Source organism: Streptomyces sp. NPDC005438 (assembly GCF_040606315.1).
Taxonomy (GTDB): domain Bacteria; phylum Actinomycetota; class Actinomycetes; order Streptomycetales; family Streptomycetaceae; genus Streptomyces.
Map to the genome: position 1 here is coordinate 643619 of NZ_JBEXEP010000001.1, position 22619 is coordinate 666237.

Annotated in this window: 11 protein-coding genes; 10 read left to right on the forward strand and 1 reads right to left on the reverse strand. The window is 73.1% G+C overall.

All coding sequences use genetic code 11. The annotated features are described in order from the left end of the window. Positions 1–27: 27 nt before the first annotated feature. The 3 genes from ABZT14_RS02690 (at position 28) to ABZT14_RS02700 (ending at position 12668) form a co-directional block, all read left to right on the forward strand. On the forward strand, positions 28–1311 hold the full coding sequence (locus ABZT14_RS02690; RefSeq protein WP_356295847.1) for an MFS transporter: 1284 nt from the start codon (positions 28–30) through the stop codon (positions 1309–1311). After that, positions 1308–4601: a beta-ketoacyl synthase N-terminal-like domain-containing protein gene (locus tag ABZT14_RS02695; protein WP_356295850.1), complete on the forward strand. Its 3294-nt coding sequence runs from the start codon at positions 1308–1310 to the stop codon at positions 4599–4601. Before ABZT14_RS02690 ends, ABZT14_RS02695 begins: the two co-directional genes overlap by 4 nt. Before the next feature lie 138 nt (positions 4602–4739). Next, positions 4740–12668: a MupA/Atu3671 family FMN-dependent luciferase-like monooxygenase gene (locus tag ABZT14_RS02700; protein ID WP_356295853.1), complete on the forward strand. Its 7929-nt coding sequence runs from the start codon at positions 4740–4742 to the stop codon at positions 12666–12668. A gap of 72 nt (positions 12669–12740) precedes the next feature. Here ABZT14_RS02700 and ABZT14_RS02705 read toward each other — a convergent pair whose 3' ends face one another. Continuing rightward, on the reverse strand, positions 12741–13181 hold the full coding sequence (locus ABZT14_RS02705; protein WP_356295856.1) for a metallopeptidase family protein: 441 nt from the start codon (positions 13179–13181) through the stop codon (positions 12741–12743). Positions 13182–13489: 308 nt separating this feature from the next. On the opposite strand from ABZT14_RS02705, the gene ABZT14_RS02710 reads away from it, so the two are divergent. The 7 genes from ABZT14_RS02710 (at position 13490) to ahcY (ending at position 22369) form a co-directional block, all read left to right on the forward strand. Then, the gene (locus tag ABZT14_RS02710) at positions 13490–13879 is read left to right on the forward strand and encodes a DUF3499 domain-containing protein (RefSeq protein WP_356297019.1); all 390 of its coding nucleotides are present in this window, start codon (positions 13490–13492) and stop codon (positions 13877–13879) included. A gap of 97 nt (positions 13880–13976) precedes the next feature. Beyond that, positions 13977–15335 (forward strand): phosphomannomutase/phosphoglucomutase, encoded by a 1359-nt coding sequence (locus ABZT14_RS02715; protein WP_356295859.1) that lies wholly within the window; start codon positions 13977–13979, stop codon positions 15333–15335. A gap of 111 nt (positions 15336–15446) precedes the next feature. Then, entirely contained in the window at positions 15447–15617 is a 171-nt protein-coding gene (locus ABZT14_RS02720) for a Trm112 family protein (protein ID WP_356295862.1), read from the forward strand. A 64-nt stretch (positions 15618–15681) separates the two neighbouring features. Continuing rightward, positions 15682–16833 (forward strand): SIS domain-containing protein, encoded by a 1152-nt coding sequence (locus ABZT14_RS02725; RefSeq protein ID WP_356297021.1) that lies wholly within the window; start codon positions 15682–15684, stop codon positions 16831–16833. 95 nt (positions 16834–16928) lie between these two features. After that, positions 16929–18152, forward strand: coding sequence for a mannose-6-phosphate isomerase, class I (manA, locus tag ABZT14_RS02730; RefSeq protein ID WP_356295865.1), 1224 nt, complete (start codon positions 16929–16931; stop codon positions 18150–18152). Positions 18153–18223: 71 nt separating this feature from the next. Next, positions 18224–19174, forward strand: a complete 951-nt coding sequence (locus ABZT14_RS02735; RefSeq protein WP_356295868.1) for a cation diffusion facilitator family transporter — start codon at positions 18224–18226, stop codon at positions 19172–19174. 1728 nt (positions 19175–20902) lie between these two features. Beyond that, positions 20903–22369, forward strand: coding sequence for an adenosylhomocysteinase (gene ahcY, locus ABZT14_RS02740; protein WP_356295871.1), 1467 nt, complete (start codon positions 20903–20905; stop codon positions 22367–22369). Positions 22370–22619 lie beyond the last annotated feature (250 nt).

The following is a 22619-nucleotide window of genomic DNA, read 5'->3' on the forward strand; positions in this document are numbered from 1 at the left end:
GGCCGCGCGGCTGACCTGGGGAGGACCATGAGCACGTCCGGCTCACGGGCTGGTATGCGCTACTTCCGTTTCCTCGCGGCGGGCAGCGCGGTGTCCGCGTACGGCAGCTACCTCAACATGGTGGCGCTCAACCTGTTCGCCTACCAGATCACCGGAAGTCCGCTCCAGGCCGGGCTGTTCATGGCCCTGCGGCTGGCCTCCAGCGTGCTGGGCGGTTCGCTGGCCGGCCATCTCGCCTCCCGGCTGGACCGCAAGGCGCTGATGATCACCGGCGACGCGCTCCAGGCGCTCGCCCTGCTGACCCTGGTGCTGGCGCCCTCCGGCGCCCAGGCGTCGATGATCTACGGGCTGGCCGTACTCACCGGCGTCTGCTCCACCTGCACCTCGGTGGCGCTGCGCAGTTCGGTACCGGAGATCGTGGGCGCCGAACAGCGGGTGGCGGCCAACGCCCTGCTGGTGACCTGCCGTTCGATGGCCATGGTGGCCGGCTTCGCCTCCGCCGGGGCGGTGGTCTCCCTGGTCGGCTACACCGCGGCCTTCGTGATCGACGCGGCCAGCTTCACCCTCTCCGCCCTCAACCTGCTGTGGCTGCCGATCCGCACCCGCGCCGAACGGAAACCGGACAGCGAGTCGGACGCCGAGCCGGACGCCAGCCGGGCCGCGCCCTCCACCTCGCACCGCGCCACCCTCGCCCTGCTGCGGCTCACCCCGCTGCTGCTGTTCATGATCTCCATCCGGGCGGTGGACGGCTTCGGCTCCTCCGCCCACAACGTCGGACTGCCCATCCGCTCCACCGAGTTGGACCCCGACCACCCCGCCGTGTTCCTCAGCCAGTTCTGGGCGACCTGGGCGGTGGGCAACATCGCCATGCAGCAGCTGGTCAGCCGACTGTCCCGGTCACGTGGGTACACGCCCAGCGAACGGGCCTTCGCGGTCGGGGCCATGGTGATGTCGGCCGCCTTCATCCTGGCGTTCACCGGACTGCCCACGGCGCTGGCCATCGTGGTCATCCTGGTCGCCGGGATGGCCGACGGCTTCACCGACATCGCCTACAACTCCCGTCTCCAGTCCATGCCCGACGAACACCGGGCCCAGGTCTTCGGCCTGTCGGCGACCGTGGAGAACCTCGGTTTCGGCATCGGCATGGTGGTCAGCGCCGCCCTGCTGGAGAGGTTCAGCCCCCTGGAGGTGGTCGGCTGGATGCACGGCGCCGCCGTGCTCTGCGGGCTCGCCCTGCTGCTGGCCCTGATACGGCGCGGCACCCCGACCACCCCACCCGCCAAGCAGGTCGAGGGGGCGAGGGAGGAGTGAGCGACGGTCGGATAGCCGTGGTCGGGATGGGGCTGCGGCTCCCCGGGGCCGACACCCCGGAGGGCTACTGGCACACCGTCCGTCACGGCCACCGGCACATCCGGCGGTTCACCCCCGAGGAGCTGGCGGCGGCCGGGGTCAGCCCCGAGCTGTACCAGCGGCCCGACTTCGTGGGGGCCAGCGCCCCGCTGCCGGACATCGACCGCTTCGACGCCGACTTCTTCTCCATGAGCACCCGGGAGTCGGTGATCACCGACCCCCAGCACCGGCTCTTCCTGGAGGTGTGCCACCACGCACTGGAGGACGCCGGCTACGCCGCGCCCGATCCCTCCCTGAGGGTGGGCGTCTACGCGGCGGCCGGCTACCAGATGCTGCCGCTGCGCACCTACCTGCTGGAGAACGTGCTCGCCGAGGACCCCGGCCCCGAGTGGATACCCCGGCTCCAACGGACCGTGGGCAACTCCTCCGACTTCATGGCCACCCGCGCCGCCTTCCGCCTGGGGCTGACCGGACCGGCGCTGGGGGTGCAGTCCGCCTGCTCCAGTTCCCTGGTGGCCGTCCACCTGGCCCGACAGACCCTGCTGGCCGGGGACGCCGACCTGATGGTGGCCGGCGCCTCGGCGATCCACCTGCCCCGGGTGCTGGGGTACCGGCACGCCACCGGCTCCATCCTGTCGCCCACCGGCGACTGTCGGGCCTTCGACGCCGCCTCCGACGGCACCGTCCCCGGCAGCGGGGTCGCGGCGGTGGTGCTCAAGCGGCTGGACCGGGCCCTCGCCGACCGGGACACGGTGTACGGGGTGATCCTCGGCAGCGGGGTCACCAACGACGGTTCCCGCAAACGCCACTTCACCGAACCCTCCGCCCAGGGGCAGCGGGACGCCCTGCGCGCCGCTCTGCACAGCGCGGGCGTCGGCGCGGACACCCTGGGCTACCTGGAGGCGCACGGCACCGGTACGTACAAGGGCGACCCCATCGAACTGGCCGCCGCCACCGAGGTGTTCCGCGCCCACACCGACCGCCGACGGTTCTGTGCGGTCGGGTCGGTGAAGGCCAACGTGGGCCACCTGGACGTCACGGCCGGACTGGCCGGCCTGATCAAGGCGCTGCTGGTGCTCCGGGAGGGGGTGGTGCCCCCGCTGGCCGGGCACACCGCGCCCAACCCGGCGTTGTCCCTGGACGACAGCCCCTTCTGGCTGCCGACCGAGGAACTGCCCTGGCCCGGGGGGAGGGGCCCCCGCAGGGCCGGGGTCACCGCCCTGGGAGTGGGGGGCACCAACGCCCACGTGGTGGTGGAGCAGCCACCGGACCCGCGACCCCGACAGGTCCACGGCCCCGCCCCGGCGATGCTGCCGCTGTACGGCAGGCAGCCGGCCGCCCTGGTCGAGGGCGCCCTGGCGCTGCGGGACCGGCTGGTCGAGGACCCCGCGCCGGACCTCGCCGACCTCACCACCACCCTGGCCCTGGGGCGCCGGCCGCTGCGGCACCGCCTGGTGGTGTTGGGCGAGGACGTGGAGGCACTGCGCCGGGGGCTGGAGGACTTCCTCGGCGGCCGGACCAGCTCCCGGTTCCGCACCGAGGTGGTGCCCCGTACCCGACTGGCTCCGGTGACCTGGGCGTTCAGCGGCCACGGGGGCATCCGCCCGGGCATGGGGAGCGCCCTGTACCAGCGGTTCGCCGTGGTGCGCGAGGTGCTGGACGACTGCGAGGAGCGGTACCGCGACGAGTGCGGCGGCTCCCTTCTGGACGGGCTGCTGGACCGGCGGCCGGTCCACCGTCCCGGCGAGGACCCGGAGGTGTGGCCCACCGACACCGCCCAACCCGCCCTGTTCGCCCTGCAGTCGGCACAGGCCCGGCTGTGGGCCGAGCTGACCGGGGAGCCCGCCGAGGTGCTGGGGCACAGTGTCGGCGAGCTGGCCGCCCTCCACGTGGCCGGCGCCCTCAGCCGCGAGGACGGGCTGCGGCTGACCGCGCTCCGGGGGCGGCTGATGCGCCGGGGCGCCGGACCGGGCGGGATGGTCGCCGTCCTCGGCCCCGAGCGGTTGGCCCACGAGGCCCTGGAGCGGTTCGCCGGGCTGGAGTTGGCGGTGGTCAACGGCGAGGAGAACCGGGTCCTGTCCGGCCCCGCCCCGCTGGTCGACCAGGTGTGCGCGCACCTGGAGGCGGTCGGGGCGCACTGGCGGCGGCTACCGGTGGACCGGGCCTTCCACAGCGCCGCCCTCGACCCGGTACTGCCCGAACTGGCCCGGGCCGTCGCCGGGGTCACGCTGCGCCCGCTGACCGTACCCCTGGTCAGCGGACTGGACGGGCGGGTGCGCCCCGAGGGCTGGCTGCCGACCGGGGAGTACCTGACCGCGCAGGCCCGGCAGCCGGTGCGGTTCGACCTGGTGCTGCGGGAGCTGGCCGACCGGCCCGGCGGCACCCTGCTGGAGCTGGGCCCGGACCGCACCCTGTGCGGGCTGGCCTCCCGTGCCGCGCCGGCCCTCACGGCCCTGCCCACCCAGCGTCCGGGCGAAGGCCCCGAGGGGCCGGCCACCTGCTGGTCCAGCCTGGCGGCCCTGCACTGCGCCGGTCACCGGCTGGACTGGGAACGGCTGGTGGCGGGCAGCGGCGGGGGCCGCGTCCGGCTGCCCGGGTACCGCTTCCAGCGCCGCGCCCACTGGGTCGGCCCGCCCCCCGCGCGACTGGAGCCGGGGCCGGCCCCGCGACGCCCCCAACCACCGGTGGACACGAAGGGATCAGCCATGGAGACACTGGTCAGGGTCAGGGAACTGACGGCGAGCCAACTGGGCTTCGACCTGGACGAGGTCGAGCCGGACAAGCCGTTCTTCGACCTGGGCGCCGACTCGCTACAGATGATCAACGTACTGAGGGAACTGGAGGCGGAGTTCGGCGTCCGGGTACGGATGAGGGAACTGTTCGAGGAGGCGGAGACGCCCCGCCTGCTGGCCACCCTCGTGGCGGACCGGGCCGGGGCCGCCGCCCCGGTCACGGAGCCCTCCGACCGGGCGACCCCCGCCCCCGCCCCGGTCACGGAACCGGCTTCCCCGGCCGAGAGGCCCGCCCCCGACCCGGTGGCCGCCGTGTCCTTCACCCACACCCCGGCCGTGCACCATCCCCCGGTGGCCGTCGACCGGCCGGCATCGGCACCCGAGGGCCACGTCACCCAGGAACAGTTCGCCGAACTGACCGAGCAGGTACGCCAACTCACCCGGAACCAGCTGCGGTTGACCGAGCAGCTCAGCCTCCTGCTGGACCGCCGGCTGGCCTCCCGCGAGGACGTGGCCTGAGGGCGGGTACCCACCCGTCCACCTCGGTCACCGCACCCACCACCGCATACCTCCCCCCTCCGCCACGGCGCCGGACGACCCTCCCGGCGTCACCAGCACGACCCCCCATCCAGCGACCATCACCCCAAAGGGCGGCCGATGAACGCGCACTCCCCGTCACCACTGGCGAAGGACCTCGCCACCCTCCGTGAACTCACCGAGCGGGTCGACCGGCAACTGGCCCGACTCGACGGGGTCGACCAGCCCCCGCCCGAAGCCCCCTCGGCACCGGCCGACCAGCCCCCCGCACGTACCGGAACGCCCACCGCCACCAGCCACGGCCCCCGGGTCACCGTCTCCCGGGACGCCAGCATGGCGGGCGACACGGGCACCCGGGACCACCTCGACGAACTGGTGCGCCGCTACACCGCCCGTACCCCCCGCTCCAAGGAGCTGGCGCGGCGGCACCGCGCGGTACTGGCCGACGCCCGGGCCTCGGTGGGCTTCCGCAGCGCCACCAAGGAGATGCTCTACCCGCTGGCCGGACGCCGGGCCAGCGGCGCCCACCTGGAGGACGTCGACGGCAACCGCTATGTCGACATCACCATGGGCTTCGGGGTCCTCCTCTTCGGTCACGAACCGGACTTCGTGACCGAGGCGGTGCGCGAACACCTCGCCGGCGGGATCCGGCTGGGCCCACGGGGGCCGGAGACCGGCGAAGTGGCCCAACTGGTCAGCGAGTTGACCGGTCACCAGCGGGTGGCGTTCGCCGGCTCCGGTACCGAGGCCAACGCCGCCGCCATCCGGCTGGCCCGGGCCGCCACCGGCCGGAACAAGGTGGTCACCTTCCACGGCTCCTACCACGGTCACGCCGACGGGGTGCTGGGCAGGAGCGTCCGGGGCGTCACCGTGCCCATCTCCTCCGGCATCCCCGACAGCGCGGTCAGCGAACTGATCGTGCTCGACTACGGCGAGCCGGACAGCCTCCAGGCCATCGAGGAGCGGGCCGGGGAGATCGCCGTGGTGCTGGTGGAGCCGGTACAGAGCCGCAACCCCTCCCTGGTGCCGGTGGAGTTCGTCCAGCGACTGCGGAGCCTGACCGCCCGGCACGGCATCGTGCTGCTCTTCGACGAGATGCTCACCGGCTTCCGCCTCCACCCGCGCGGAGCCCAGGAGCTGTACCAGGTCACACCCGACCTGGCGACCTACGGCAAGCTGCTGGGTGGCGGCTACCCCATCGGCGCCATCGCCGGCCGGGCCGACATCCTGGACGGGGTGGACGGCGGCCACTGGTCGTACGGCGACGACAGCTACCCACCCGCCGACACCACCTTCTTCGGCGGCACCTACATCCAGCATCCGGTGTCCATGGCGGCGGCCAGGGCGGTACTCACCCACCTGAAGAACAGCGGACCCGGGCTCCAGGCCGAACTCAGCGCCCGCACCCAGCGGTTGGCCGACTCCCTGAACTCCTTCCTCACCGAGGAGGAGTTCCCGCTCCGGGTCGCCCACCACGGCTCCATGTTCCGGTTCGAGCACCGGGCCAACATGGAACTGCTCTACCACCACCTCACCCTGCGAGGCGTGTACGTCTGGGAGTGGCGCAACTTCTTCCTCTCCACCGCCCACGGCGAGGAGGAGGTGGAGAGGGTCCGCACGGCCGTGGTCGACTCCCTGCGGGAACTGCGGGACGCCGGACTCCTCCCCGACCCCCGCGCCGCCCGGACCCCCGCGAAGGCGACCGCTCCGCCACGGCGCCGGGAGCGGGACCGGCAGCCCGAGATGAGCCTGTACTTCTTCGGCGACTACCCCGAACACGAGCAGCCCCACGCCACCTACGACGGCATCATCGAGGCCGCCCGCTTCGCCGACGCCCACGACTTCCACGGGGTGTGGCTGCCGGAACGGCACTTCCACTCCTTCGGCGCCCCCTTCCCCAACCCCTCCGTCCTGGCCGCCGCGTTGGCCAGGGAGACCAGCCGCGTCCGCATCAACTCCGGCTCGGTGGTGCTGCCCCTGCACGACCCGATCCGGGTGGCCGAGGAGTGGTCGATGGTCGACCAACTCTCCGGCGGCCGGGTCGGACTGGGGTGCGCCAGCGGCTGGAACGCGCGGGACTTCGTGTTCTTCCCGGACCGTTTCGGACGCCACCGGGAGGAGCTGTACGCCCAGATCGAGGAGCTGCGGCGGCTCTGGGCCGGCACCCCGGTACGCCGTACCGGGGGAGACGGCGAGGTGGAGGTACGGGTCTACCCCCGCCCCGTCCAGCAGGCGCCGCCCCTGTTCACCGCCATCGTCGGCAACCCCGACTCCTACCGCCGCGCCGGCACGGCGGACCTGGGCGTGGTCACCAACCTGATGAGCCAGAGCCCCGAGCGGCTGGCCGAGAACATCGACCTGTACCGCCAGGCCAGGGCGGACGCCGGGCTCGACCCGGACACCGGACGGGTGGTCGTGCTGCTCCACACCTACCTGGCCGAACGGCACGAGGACGCCCGGCGTGCCGCCTACGAGCCGCTGGCCCGCTACATGCGCTCCTCGATGTCCCTGTTCCACCAGGTCACCACCAGCCTGGGCGGCACCCTGGAGATGGACCGGCTGCACGAGGACGACCTCGACGCGGTGTTCGCCCGCGCCTACGACCGCTACTGCGACCAACGGGCCCTGATCGGCAGCCCCGAGAGCTGCCTGCCCGTGGTGGACCGGCTACGACGGGCCGGCGTCGACGAGGTGGCCGCCCTGGTGGACTTCGGGGTCAGCCCCGAGCTGCTGCGGGCCGGACTGCCCCACCTGAACCGCCTGCGCCAGCTCACCCGGGGCGCGCCCCGCACCGCGACGGACCCCCCGGTCACCGCCACGGCCCGGGGTCGGGAGCCGGCCCCGAACGGGCACCACGCACCGGCCGCCACGTCCCATGGGCCGGCCCGCCCCCTCGACGCCCGGCCCGAGCGGGGCACCGTGACCGTGCCGGAACCACGCCCGGAGCGGGGAACCCCGGACGAGGCGTACGACAGGGGCACGCCCACCCCCGCACCGGCCACCGCCCGCGACGTCCCCACCCCGACGGGCACCACCGGGGAAACGGCTCCCGCCACGGCCGCGCCTCTGGATGCGGCCACTCCGACGGTCACAGCTCCTCCCGCGCCCCCTGCCCCGACGGCTACCGAGGACCCCGCCACTTCGACGGGCACCGCGCGGGACGGGGTCACCCTGCCGGTCACCGCCCGCGACGTCCCCACCCCGACGGGCACCACCAGGGATACGGCTCCCGCCACGGCCGCGCCCGTGGATGCGGCCACCCTGCCGGTCACCGCCCGCGACGTCCCCACCCCGACGGTCACGGCTCCTCCGACGCCCGCTGCCCCGACGGTTACCGAGGACCCCGCCACTCCGACGGGCACCGCCCGGAACGGGGCCCACCCGGACGGCACCTCGGGGATCACCTCCACCTCCACGACCCCCACCCGGGACACGGCGGCACCGTCGACGGCTCCCGACACCTCACCGTCCGAGGGGGCACCCACCACCGCCGAGCCCCCGACCGTGGCCGTCCCGGAACAGCCGGCCACCACCTCCGGGGTGCCCGCAGGTTGGGACAGCGCCCCCCTCACCCCCGGACAGCGGCAACTGTGGTTCGACTCCCGGATGCACCCCGGCCGCACCACCTACAACGAGCCCCTCGCCCTGCGGCTGGACGGCCCGGTGGACGTGAACGCCCTGCGCCGGGCCCTCAACGCGCTGGTCGACCGGCACGAGGCTCTGCGTACCGTCTTCCGGGAGGTCGACGGCACACCGCGACAACTGGTCCAACCCCCGGGCGCGCCCGCCGAGTTCCTGGTGCGGGATCACCGGGACACCCCCGAGGCGGACCTGCTGGAGGAGGTGATGGCTCAGGAGAGCGCACGCGCCTTCGACCTGGCACGGGGCCCACTGCTGATCACCCGGCTGCTGCGGACCGGGGAGGAACGCTGGCTGCTGGTGTTCTCCTTCCACCACATCGTGGTGGACGCCCACTCCTCCCAGCTGATCGCCCGCGACCTGTCCGCGCTCTACACCGGTGCCCTGCGCGGTGAACCGGTGGCGCTACCCGAACTGGCCCACAGCTGCCGGGAGTTCGCCACCCGCCAGAGCCAGGGCGCCGACCCCAGGGTGGAGGAGGACCTGGACTACTGGACCGGCCGCCTGGCCGGCCCCCCGCCACCGCTGGACCTGCCCCTGGACCACCCCCGGCCGGAGGTCGCCACCGCCCGGGGCCGACGGCTGCGACGCACCGTACCGACCGAACTAGCCGACCGGATCAGGCGGTTGGCGCGGGAGGAGCGGGCCACCCCCTTCATGGTGCTGCTGTCCGGCTTCGCCGCCGGCCTGCACGCCCTGACCGGCCAGCCCGACCTGGTGATCGGCTCCCCGATGGCCGACCGCCCCGAGGGAACGGAGGAACTGGTCGGCTACTTCCTCAACACCCTGCCGCTCCGGCTCGACCTCGACGGCGACCCCAGCTACCGCGAACTGGTCGGCCGGGTACGGGGAGCGTGCCTGGACGCCTACGACCACGCCGCCGCCCCCCTGGAGTCGGTGATCCAACGCCTCGCCCCGCCCCGGGACCTGTCCCGCCACCCGCTGTTCCAGGTCACCGCCGACTACGAGACCGGTGAACCGCTGGACCTGCGGCTCCCCGGGGTGGAGGCGCGGCAACTGGCCATCGGAGCCGACAAGTCGCTGATGGAGCTGGCCCTCTACCTCATCGACCGGCCGGAGGGCCTGGACTGCCACCTGGAGTACAACAGCGACCTGTTCGACCCGCCCACCATGGAGACGTTCCTCGACCGGCTGGAGGACACCTGGTGGACGGCCGTCGCCGACCCCGGGCTGCCCCTGAGCCGGCTCGGCGCGCCCGACCGGGGGCCCGTACGCCCCCTGGAGGACGCCCCGGTGGGCGAGCTGGTGGTCCGCCAGGCCGGCCGCACCCCCGAGGCCCTGGCGGTCCGCGACCGGCACGGCGACCTGAACTACCGCGAACTGGAACGCCGTTCGGCCCGACTGGCGCGCCGCCTGCTGGCCCACCCGCGTTGGGACCGCGCCGTTCCGGTGGCCCTCTGGCTGCCGCGCGGCGGGGAACTGGTCGTCGCCATGCTGGCGGTGCTGCGGGCCGGTGGCGCCTACCTGCCGCTGGACCCCTCCCTGGGCACCCAGCGGGTGGACGCCGTACTGGCCGAGAGCGACTGTCGACTGCTGCTCGTCCAGGACGGGGGGCCTCCGCCGCCGGTACCGCCCGCGCACACCGAGGTGCTGTCGGTCGGCGACCCCCAGGCGCCCCGGGAGCCCCAGGAGCTCCCCCGCGCCGACCTGGACGACCCCTGCTACGTGATCCACACCTCCGGCAGTACCGGCCGGCCCAAGGGCGTGACGGTCACCCACCGGGGAGTGGCCAACCTCTGCCAGTGGCACCGCCACCGCTTCGAGCTGGGCCCAGGGGACCGTTCGGCACAGGTGTGCAGCACCAGCTTCGACGCCTCGGTGCTGGAGATCTGGCCCGCCCTCACCCGGGGGCTGGGGGTGGTGGTCGCCGAGGACCACCTGCGGCTGGACCCGCCGGCGCTGGCCGACTGGTACCAGCGCCAGGGCGTCGGGTTCAGCATCCTGCCCACCGTGCTCACCCAGGAACTGCTGAGGCTCCCGGTGGAACGCCAACCGGGCCGTCTGCGCTACCTGTTGGCCGGCGGCGAGCCCCTGCGCGCGACACCCCCCGAGGGAGCGCCCTTCGAACTGGTCAACGTCTACGGGCCCACCGAGTGCGCGGTGCTGGTCACCACCCACTCCGTACCGCCCGGGGCGCCCTCCCCGATCCCTCTGGGCCGGCCCGTCGACAACACCACCCTGTACGCACTGGACGAGGAACGGCGACCGGTACCGCCCGGCACGGTGGGGCAGCTGTACGTCCGGGGCGCCGGTGTGGCCAGCGGCTACCTGCGCCGGCCCGAGCTGACCGACCAGGTGTTCGTGCCCCCGCCCTCGGGCGCCCCGGGCCGGCTGTACGCCACCGGCGACCTCGCCCGCCAACGGCCCGACGGCACCTGGGAGTTCCACGGCCGTACCGACGACCAGCTGAAGATCAGCGGGTTCCGGGTGGAGCCCCAGGAGGTCACCGAGGTACTGCGTGAACTGCCCGGTGTCCGGGACGCCCTGGTGGTCGGGGTACGCGACGGGGACGAACCCCACCTGGCGGCCTACGTGGTCCCCGACGGCACCGACCTGCCCCGGGTCGCCGAACTCCTCGCCGGACGGCTGCCCGCGTACCTCCGCCCCCGCACCTGGGCCGAACTGCCCGCCCTGCCCCTGGGCGGCACCGGCAAGGTCGACCCCGCCGCCCTGCCCCCCGCCGCACCACTCACCCCCAGCGCCCCCGCCCACCCCGAGGACGACCCGTCACTCACGACGGCATCCACCGACGCCGAGCCTCCGACCGGCACCGCCCCGGAAACCCTCCAGCCACGACTGAGGGAGCTGTGGGCCACCCAACTCCGGGTACCGCAGGACCGGGTGGAGCCGGACACCCGCTACTTCGACCTCGGCGGCGACTCCATCAGCGTCGTACGGCTGCTCAACCGGATCCGCGAGGAGTACGGCTTCGCCTACCCGGTCGTCGACTTCTTCCGCCAGCCCACGGTGCGCGCCATGGCCGACCGGCTCGCCGCCGAGGCCCCGCGCCCGGTGGAACGCGAGGCCCCGGTCAGCGTCGCCCAGCGGGGCATGGTCGAGGTGGTCCCCACGTCGGCCATCCCCCAGCTGTGGAACGTCTCCCTGCGGATGGCGCTCACCGGCCCCCTGGACACCGCCGCCCTGGGCCGGGCCCTGACCGCCCTGGTCGACCGCCACCACGCGCTGCGCTGCCGGTTCACCCGGGACGGCGGCGACTGGACCCTCCAGGTGCTGGCCCCCCGACCGGTGCCGTTGCCGGTCACCGACCTGACGGACCGGGAGCCGGAACAGCGGGAGGAGGAGCTGGAACGGCTGTGCTCCGAGGCGGCCTGGACCGAGTTCGACCTCGGCCGGAGCACCGAACCGGTCGCCCACCTGATCCGCACCGGCCCCCAGCGGGCCACCCTGATGCTGGTACTGCACCACGTCAGCGTCGACGGCTGGGCCCTGGACCTGCTGTTGCGGGAGCTGGCCGAGCTGTACCGGGCGCACCACCGTGGTGAGCGCCCCCGGCTGACCCCGGTCGCCCTCCAGGCCAGCGACCACGCCGACTGGGAGAGCCGGCACGCCGACCCCCCGGCCGAGCGGGAACGCAAGCTCGCCTACTGGCGCCGGCGGATGGCGGGGGTCACCGGGCCCGCGCTGCTGCCCACCGACCACCCCAGGCCGGAGCAACCCAGCGGCCGGGGGCGCACCCACTACCTGCGGGTGGACCCCGAACTGCCCTCCCGCATCGAGGAGTTGGCCCGCGTGAGGGGCGCCACCCCGTACGCGGTGACCATGGCCGCGCTCACCGTGCTGGTGGCCCACCACTCCGGGGCGGACGACCAGCTGATGAGCTTCTCCTACGCCAACCGGGGCCACCCCGAGCTGGAGGGGCTGGTCAGCTGCACCGCCCACATCATGGGGCTACGGCTGCGCCTGGACCGCTCCGACAGCTTCGGCGCCCTGGTGGACCAGGTCACCCGGGCCAGCATGGAGGCCGTCGACCACCGGATGCCGATGGCGGAGGTGGCCAGCCGGCTGGCGGCCAGCGGGGACCACACCGCCCTGCCCGCCCGGCTGCCGATGGGCATGACCTACCAGAACACCCTGGACCTCAGCCTCGACCTGGACGACGTGCGGGCGTCGATCACCGACCAGGTCGTCCCGGCCGCCCGGCGTGAGTGTGCCTTCGGGGTCTTTCCCAAGGGGGAGGGGTTCCTGCTGTTCGCCGAGTACTCCACCGACCTGTGGGAACCGGCCACCATGGAGGGGCTGATGACCGAGCTGGCCCGCATCCTGGAGCGGGGCTGCGAGAAGCCCACGATCACCCTGCGGGAACTGATCGAGCGGGGGACCGAGGGCGAACCGGGCGTGGACGCGGTACCTCAGGCCGACGGCCACTGACAGGCCACCGGGAGCGTCACGGAAAGAGGCGCCTCAGGGGGCCGGCCACCGGAGCCGGCCCCAGGGGGGCGTTCACTCCTGCCCGTACCGGGGATCGACCGACTCGGGGGCCAGGCCCAGCAGTTCGGCCACCTGTTCCACCACCACCTCGTGCACCAACAGGGCCCGCTCCTCCCGGCCCCGGGTGCGCAGCTCCACCGGGCGGCGGTAGATCACCACCCGGTCCGGGCGCTGCCCCTTGCCGTCGACGGCGCGCCCCAAGGGCACCCCCTCCGGCTGCTGGCCGTTGTCGCGCACCTGGGGCACCTCCTGCACCGCGAAGTCCACCGAGGCGAGCTGGGGCCAGTGCCGCTCCAGCCGTTCGGCGCTGTCCCGCACCAGGTCGTCGAAGGAGGCGGACCTGCTGATCGCCAGGGGCACCTGGGGAGGGGCGACCGGCCCGCGCATACCCCGACCGTGGCGGTCGCGGTGGCGTCGGCGGGCGGGGCGGGGGGTCGGGTCGGGGCTGCTCATCGGCTTGAGCGTAGCTCTCGGCGGCCTGAGGGTGAGCGATCCGTGATCGCCCTCGATGTCAGGAGTTGACCGTACTGTCCTCGCGGGTGCCCGGTCTCGGCCGTCATGGCGCGCCTCCCCGTGGACGAACTGCCGTATTCCGTACGGCTGATGAGCGATTTCCGGCAGCAGGATGTCCGAATCCCGTCGGCCCGGTACCGGGGTGCCCAGCTCCACGGTCCGGGCGTTCCCGACGATACGGAACGACACGAGAGAGTGAGCCCGGGGCGAGTCGTCGCAGCCCGCTCACGAGTGCGGTACCGTCCACCATCGTGAGTCCAGTACGCCGTTGTTCGCGCACCGCATGCGGCCGTCCCGCCGTCGCGACGCTGACGTACGTCTACGCGGACTCCACGGCCGTCCTCGGCCCCCTCGCCACCTACGCCGAACCCCACTGCTACGACCTGTGCTCGGAGCACTCCGAGCGGCTCACCGCCCCCCGGGGCTGGGAGGTCGTACGGCTGGCCGTGGACACCGGCCCCCCGCGCCCCAGCGGGGACGACCTGGAGGCCCTGGCGAACGCGGTGCGCGAAGCCGCCCGCACCCCCCGGGAAGCCACCCCGCCGGACCGGGCCGAGAAGCCCGCACCCCGAGGCGGCGACCCCATGGAGGTCGCCCGCCGTGGACATCTGCGCATCCTGCGCTCGCCGGACAGCTGAGCACCCACACCGGGCGTTAACTCCCAGGTAACAGGGCCCCGCGAGGATCGAGCGGTAGATTTGACCTCCCGCACAACGACCTCGGAAGGGGACGGCCGTGGCCGATCTTTCGCAGCTGGTGAAGGCGTACGACGTGCGAGGAGTCGTACCCGATCAGTGGGACGAGGGGTTGGCCGCCCTGTTCGGAGCGGCCTTCGTACAGGTCACCCAGGCCGAGGCCCTGGTCGTCGGACACGACATGCGCCCCTCCTCGCCCGGGCTGGCCCGCGCCTTCGGTGAGGGTGCCCGCGCCCGGGGGGCCGACGTCACCGAGATCGGACTGTGCTCCACCGACCAGCTGTACTTCGCCAGCGGGCTGCTGGACCTGCCCGGCGCGATGTTCACCGCCAGCCACAACCCCGCCCAGTACAACGGCATCAAGATGTGCCGCGCCGGCGCCGCCCCGGTCGGACAGGACACCGGGCTGTCCGAGATCCGCTCCCTGGTCGAGGCCTGGATGACCGAGGGCCCACCCCGGCCGGCCGACCAGCCGGGCTCCCTTCACCACCGGGAACTGCTCACCGAGTACGCCGACCACCTGCGCCGGCTCGCCGGACTGGAGGGCGGCCGGACCCTGCGGGTGGTGGTCGACGCCGGCAACGGCATGGCCGGCCACACCGTCCCCACCGTCTTCGAGGGGCTGCCGCTGGAACTGGAGCCGATGTACTTCGAGCTGGACGGCACCTTCCCCCACCACGAGGCCAACCCCCTCGACCCCAAGAACATCGTCGACCTCCAGCAGCGGGTGCGCGAGGTCGGCGCCGACCTGGGCCTGGCCTTCGACGGCGACGCCGACCGCTGCTTCGTGGTGGACGAGCGGGGCGAACCGGTGTCCCCCTCGGCGATCACCGCCCTGGTGGCGGCCCGCGAACTGGCCAAGCACAGCGGCGGCACCGTGATCCACAACTGCATCACCTCCTGGTCGGTGCCCGAGGTGGTGCGCGAACACGGCGGCACACCGGTCCGCACCAGGGTCGGGCACTCCTTCATCAAGCAGGAGATGGCCCGCACCGGGGCGATCTTCGGCGGCGAGCACTCCGCCCACTACTACTTCCGGGACTTCTGGAACGCCGACACCGGGATGCTGGCCGCCCTCCACGTGCTGGCCGCCCTCGCCGAACAGGACGGCCCGCTCTCCCAGTGGGTGTCCTCCTACGACCGCTACGCCGCCTCCGGCGAGATCAACAGCACCGTGGCCGACCAGCCCGCCAGGGCCGCCGCCGTCAAGGCCGCGTACACCGGGCGCGAGGGAGTGGAGCTGGACGAGCTGGACGGACTCACGGTCACCGCCCGGGACTGGTGGTTCAACCTCCGCGCCTCCAACACCGAGCCCCTGCTGAGGCTCAACGTCGAGGCACGGGACGAGGCGACCATGGCCCGGGTACGCGACGAGGTGCTGGCCCTGGTGCGGGGCTGACCCGCGACCGAGCCCGTGCCGGAGTCCGCTGGTGCCCCACACCCGCCGCGCGCCCGACGGCTCGGCGGTACCCTGACGGCACAGTCGCCCTGACCCGAAGGGACCCCTCTCATGCCGCTCGAAGCCGGCCTGCTCCAGATCCTCGCCTGCCCGGCGTGCCACGGCGCCCTGGAGGAGGGGAGCGAGGAGCTGCGGTGCACCGCCGAGGGCTGCCGGCTGGTCTACCCCATCCGGGACGGCATCCCGGTGCTGCTGGTGGACGAGGCACGTCGCGCCGACTGAGCCGCGACCACGGGGGCCGGAACCACCGCACATCGTGACCGACATCCAGCGAAAGGCCCCCGAGATGCTCGACGAGTCGCTGCTCGACAGCCCCGAGGCCCTGGCCCGAGTGGACCGTGACGCGTTGCTGCGCGGTACGGCCGAGGCCGGGGCCCGCGTACGGTCGGCGATCCGGCTGGCCGACGAGGTCGGCCTGGACCGGCTGAGCCCCGAGGGTCGGCCCAGGGCGGTGCTGGTCGCCGGCCAGAGCCCCACCGCCTCCTGTGTGGCCGACCTGCTGGACGCCATGGGCGGCGGCGCCCTCCCGGTGACCCTGGTGCGGCCCACCGGGCCGCTCGGTGACCCGGACGCGCTGCGCTGGGCCCTGCCCGGCTGGGCCGGGCCGATGGACCTGTTGCTGCTGGCCAGTTGCGAGGGGCACGAACCGGGGCTGGCCCTGCTGGTGGAGCAGGCGTACCGGCGGGGCTGCACCGTGGTCACGGTCTGCCCTCCCGAGGCTCCGCTGGCCGAGGCGGCCCGCCAGGCGCGCGGACTTCCGGTGCCCCTGGCCCGTACCCCGCTGGAGGCCGAGGGCGTGGAGAACCCGGCCGACGCCCGCCGGGTGTCGCCGGGAGCCCTGTGGGCCCTGCTCACCCCGCTGTTGGTGCTGGGCGACCGGGTGGGCCTGGTCTCCGCTCCGCCGAAGGCGCTCCAGGCGTTGGCCGACCGGCTGGACTCGGTGGCCGAACGCTGTGGCCCGGCCCAGGCCACCTACGACAACCCGGCCAAGGCGCTGGCGGCCGAACTGGCCGACGCGGTACCGGTGTTGTGGAGCGAGGGCGAGCTGGCGGGCGCCGCCGCCCGGCACGCCGCGACCCTGCTCACCGGCCTGGCCGGCCGCCCCACGCTCACCGCCCGGCTGCCGGAGGCCCTGGTGGAGCACCCGGCCCTGCTGTCCGGCACCTTGGGCGGCGGGCAGGACCCGGAGGACTTCTTCCGGGACCGGGTGGAGGAGCCCGAGCCCCTGCGGGTCCACGTGGTGCTGGTACGGGAGGGCCCGCCGGACGCGGACTCGCCCAGCCCGGCCGCCAGGGAACTGGCCTACGCCCGCGAGACCGCGCTGACCGAGCTGGAACCGGCGGAGGGTCTGACACCGCTGGAGGGCGTGGCCGAGCTGATCGCCACCCTGGATTTCGCCGCCGTTTACCTGACGCTCGCCGGCCGCGACCCATCATGAGGCCGGCGCGCGCCCACCGACCTCGGCACGGCCCCCGGTAGTTCTCCGCGCCGCACCCCTTCCGCACCGGCCCGCACAGTCAGGAAGCCCGACCGATGGATCGCCTGCACAACACCGTCCGCCCCTACGCCTGGGGTTCGACCACCGCGCTGCCCGAGTTCCTCGGTGAGGAGGCCACCGGTGAACCCCAGGCCGAACTGTGGATGGGCGGGCACCCGTTGGCCCCCTCCCGGGTGGACAGGGGGGCCGGGCCCGCCCCCCTGTCGGACGTCATCGCGGCCGACCCGGCGGGGGAGTTGGGGGACGGCCCGCTGGACGCCTTCGGGCCCCGGCTGCCGTTCCTGCTGAAGGTGCTCGGGGTGCACGCCCCCCTGTCGCTCCAGGTGCACCCGGACGAGCGGCAGGCGAGGGAGGGCTTCGCCCGCGAGGAGGCCGAGGGGGTGCCGCTCGAAGCGGCCCACCGTAACTACAAGGACGCCCACCACAAGCCCGAACTGGTCTGTGCGCTCACCCCGTTCGAGGGGCTGTGCGGGTTCCGGCCGGCGGCCGAGGCCGCACAGCTGCTGGCCGGACTGGGAGTGGACGCGCTCAAGCCGTACGTGGACCTCCTGTACGCCCGGCCCGAGGAGGGGGCGCTGCGCGAGGTGTTGACGGCCGTACTGGGCGCCGACCGGGAGCAGATGGCCGCCACCGTGCACCACACCGCCGAGGCGGCCGGGGAGTTGGCGGCCCGGGGCGGAGAGTGGGCGGCCGACTACGACTGCTACGCCCGCATCGCCCAGCACCACCCCGGGGACCCCGGGCTGGTCGCCGCGATGCTGCTGCACCACGTGGTGCTGGCACCGGGGGAGGCGCTCCACCTGGACGCCGGGGTGCCGCACGCCTACGTGTCCGGCCTGGGCCTGGAGATCATGGCCAACTCGGACAACGTGCTGCGCTGTGGGCTGACCCCCAAGCACGTGGACGTCCCGGAACTGCTGCGGATCGTACGGTTCACCCCCGGCGAGCCGGGGGTGCTCCGCCCCGAGGCCAACGGCGGGGGCGAGGAGGTGTACCAGACGCCCACCAGGGAGTTCCGGCTCTCCCGGTTCGCCCTGGCACCGGGGTCGGCGCCGGTGGACCTGCGGAGGGAGGCGCCGCAGATCCTGCTCTGCGGCGCCGGTTCGGTCACCCTGGAGGGAAACGGCTCCCGGCCCGGTTCGGAGGAGCGACTTCCGCTACGACGTGGGGAGTCGGTGTACGTTCCGGCCGGGGAAAGGGTGGCCGCACGGGGGGACGGTACGCTCTTCCGCGCCACCGTGCCGGTGGGCGGGGACTGACCGCACCGGCCTGGGGCGTACCGGAACAGGTCGGGGGATGAGCACCCCGCGTCGAAGGAGTGTCATCCCGCATGAGCGCATCGGGCGGAAACAAGGCGATCGTCGCCGCGTTGGGCGCCAACCTCGCCATCGCCGTCAGCAAGTTCGTCGCCTTCGCCTTCAGTGGCTCGTCCTCCATGCTCGCGGAGGGGGTGCACTCGCTCGCCGACTCCGGCAACCAGGGCCTGCTTCTCCTCGGAGGCAAGCGGGCCAAGCGGGAGGCCAGTGACGAGCACCCCTTCGGCTACGGCCGGGAGCGCTACATCTACAGCTTCCTGGTCGCCATCGTGCTGTTCAGCATCGGTGGCGTCTTCGCCCTCTACGAGGGCTACGAGAAGATCAAGCACCCCCACGAGCTGGAGCACTGGTACTGGCCGGTGGGCGTGCTGGTGTTCGCGATCATCGCCGAGACCCTCTCCTTCCGTACCGCCATCAAGGAGTCCAACGAGCTGCGGGGCAGCATGACCTGGACCCAGTTCGTCCGCCGCGCCAAGGCGCCCGAACTGCCGGTGGTGCTGCTGGAGGACCTGGGCGCCCTGGTCGGTCTGGTGCTGGCGTTGGGCGGCGTCGGGATGGCGCTGCTCACCGGCAACGGTGTCTGGGACGGCGTCGGCACCCTGTGCATCGGGGTGCTGCTGGTGGTGATCGCCCTGGTACTCGCCGCCGAGACCAAGTCGCTGCTGCTGGGCGAGTCCGCCGACCCCTCGGAGCGGGACCGGATTCGCGAGGCCGTGGTGGACGGCGAGAGCGTCACCTCGCTGATCCACATGCGCACCCTGCACCTCGGCCCCGAGGAACTGCTGGTCGCCGCCAAGATCGGGGTACGCGGGGACGCCACCGCCCTCCAGGTGGCCGAGGCCATCGACGAGGCCGAGGCCCGAGTGCGGGAGGCGGTGCCCATCGCCAGGGTCATCTACCTGGAGCCGGACATCGCCCGCTCCCCCCTCAACTCCGAGGCCCAGAGCGCCGGTTCGGAGCGCTGACGGGGTACGGAGCCCCGACGGCACCCCTGGTGGCGCCCTGGACGGCGCCCCCGATGTCGCGAGGCCGCTCGGCCAGCGGTGATGTCGGAGGTCGCACGGATCATTGCCCCCGATGTCGGGGCGCCGTCCGGTCCCGCGATACCTCGACGTGCCGGGCGGGGCCACCCTCGCGCCACGGCCCAGCGCTTGCGCTGCGGCTCCTCGGCCGCTGAGGTCCCCGGGCCCGCTGGGGGCCACCTCGACGGTCCCTCCGTACTGAGTCCGCCTGTCAGTCCGGGGGTCCCCCTTTGCCCCTTCCCGCTGCCTCGGCGCCACGGGGTGGGTCGAGTCGCTTTTCTGGGGGGCGCGTGGTCGCGGGGTCGGGGCAGGGCGTGGTTTCTCGGTTGCTGGGGTCCCTGGCCCGCTGCGGTGGTGGGGGTTGCTTCGACGTGACTCCGTGTGACGTGGCTCGTGTGGAGTCCGTTGGTGGGTCTGGGGCGCCCTTGCCCTTCCTGTCACCTTCAGTCGCCTTGGGGCGAGTCGAGCCGTCCTCAGAGGAGTGCCCTGCGGTCGGGGCGGTGCCCTTGGGCGGCCGGTACGAGGACCGGCGGGCCACGAGGGTGGGGTGGTGCCGGTGTCGTCCACGGCTGAGGTGTCGCCCGCTCGCTCCCGCGTTCGCCCACGAGCCCCGAGGGCGCCGGCAGTTGGGGGACATACGGGGGCGGGGAGTATCGCGGTGGCCCGGACCGTCTGTTCCTTCGCGGGTTGCGGTCGGGCGCACGAGGCTCGGGAGAGGTGGTCGGGCGCGAGCGTCCGCTGTGGTGGTCCCGGCCGGTGAGGGGTGACGTCGGTCGGTGCGGTCGGGGGTGAGGGCTACGTGCCGGGGCGGCCTCGTGTCCTGGGGCTGACCTGGCTTGTGCGGTGGCCGGGGCTTGTCGGCTGGGGCGCGGTTACCGGTTCGCCGAGCACCGACGGGTCTTCCGGTGCGTCGCGCCCGAGGTGGTCGTGGGCGTGCTTCCCGGTGCTACTCCGGGGCGTTTGCCGCTTGGCGGTCACTTGTCCGAGGCGGCCCGGTCCGTTCGGGCGCTGGGAGTCGGTGACCTGGGTGCAGGGGTTTCGCGGTGTCGGTTCGCCGACCGTATGGGGGTGCCGGGGCGTCCGGCCGGCTGTGGTGTGGGCCGGCTTGACCGGGCGGATCAGCAGGATGTGGTGGGCCTACTCCGGTCCGCTGGCCCCGGCAGTGGGGCGGTCCGTTTACCTCTGTGGGCGAGGGGCGGTGGGGGTGCGCCGTACGCGGTGCCTGTCTGTCGGGTGAGCGTTCTCACTCCGGCCTCCACGGTGTGGTGTGGGTCACCGGAGCGGGGGTTCGGGGTGTCCAAGGGGTTTCGGTGACTGCTGCTCGGGGGTGCGTTCGGGGCGGGTGCGGTGCTGGTCAGGGGTGACCGTGGGAGACGGAGTGCGGAGGCCGTCTACGGCACCGTGCTGATTCCGGGAGACTGCCACTTGCCCCGAGGGGAACCCATCCGGTCGACTGGGGGTGCGGTGTAGATTTCTCTACAGCACGTGCGTCGCTGCTGATGGCGGTCGGTCGGCCCACACCGGGCCCACCGAGGGAGAGAGGGCCTCCGACGGACTGCGCTGTGACCAGAGGACAACTATGCCCCGAGGCAGGTCGTACCCGACCGCCCAGGGGGCGGTTCACTGCGCCGCGGCACGGACCGCCACTCGCTACCACGAGGAGCAGCTCACATGACGACGACCGCGCAGAACGCGACCGGTCAGGACTTCAAGGTCGCCGACCTCTCTCTGGCGGCCTTCGGCCGTAAGGAGATCAATCTCGCCGAGCACGAGATGCCCGGCCTGATGTCCATCCGCAAGGAGTACGCCGCCCAGCAGCCGCTGGCCGGGGCCCGCGTCACCGGTTCCCTGCACATGACCGTGCAGACCGCCGTGCTGATCGAGACCCTGGTCGCCCTGGGTGCCCAGGTGCGGTGGGCCTCCTGCAACATCTTCTCCACTCAGGACCACGCCGCCGCCGCGGTGGCCGTCGGTCCCGAGGGCACCGTCGACAACCCCCAGGGCGTGCCGGTCTTCGCCTGGAAGGGCGAGACGCTGGAGGAGTACTGGTGGTGCACGGAGCAGGCCCTGACCTGGTCTGACGCCCCCACCGGTGGGCCGAACATGATCCTGGACGACGGTGGCGACGCCACCCTGCTCGTCCACAAGGGTGTGGAGTACGAGAAGGCCGGGGCCGTCCCGGACGTCTCCACCGCCGAGAACGAGGAACACCGCGTCATCCTGGAGGTGTTGACGCGCACCATCGCCGAGACCCCCCAGAAGTGGACCCAGCTGGCCTCGGAGATCCGTGGTGTCACCGAGGAGACCACCACCGGTGTCCACCGCCTGTACGAGATGCACCGTGACGGCAACCTGCTGTTCCCGGCGATCAACGTCAACGACTCGGTGACCAAGTCCAAGTTCGACAACAAGTACGGCTGCCGCCACTCCCTGGTCGACGGCATCAACCGGGCCACCGACGTGTTGATCGGCGGCAAGGTCGCCGTGATCTGTGGTTACGGTGACGTCGGCAAGGGCTGTGCCGAGTCGCTGCGCGGTCAGGGTGCCCGGGTGGTCGTCACCGAGATCGACCCGATCTGCGCCCTCCAGGCCGCGATGGACGGCTACCAGGTCGCCACCCTCGAGGACTTCGTGGAGACCGCCGACATCTTCGTCACCACCACGGGCAACAAGGACGTCATCATGGCGTCCGACATGACCCGGATGAAGCACCAGGCCATCGTGGGCAACATCGGCCACTTCGACAACGAGATCGACATGGCCGGCCTGGCCAAGATCGACGGCATCGTCAAGGACGAGGTCAAGCCGCAGGTGCACACCTGGACCTTCCCGGACGGCAAGGCGATCATCGTGCTGTCCGAGGGCCGGCTGCTGAACCTGGGCAACGCGACCGGGCACCCCTCCTTCGTGATGTCCAACAGCTTCGCCAACCAGACGATCGCGCAGATCGAGCTGTTCTCGAAGCCGGAGGAGTACCCCACGGACGTCCACGTGCTGCCCAAGCACCTGGACGAGAAGGTGGCCCGCCTCCACCTGGACGCCCTGGGCGTGCGGCTGACCACGCTGCGCGAGGACCAGGCCTCCTACATCGGGGTGCCCGTCGAGGGCCCCTACAAGCCGGACCACTACCGCTACTGACCGCACCAGGCCACCGAAGCCCGGCGGTCTCCAAGTCTCGCCGCCCGAACCTGCGGTTCTCGGTGACGAGGTGACCAGCGGCCGGATCCGGCAGTGGATCCGAGCGAGGTGAACAAGGCGCCCGACCGGCACCCGGTCGGGCGCCTTGGCGTACCGGGCGTGTTCCGTCATCCCAGCGGCTCCCGCTCTCCGTGAGGCTCCCACGAGCCCCCGTGGAGTGGGGATGCCCTGTCCCTGGCCACGCCTCGGT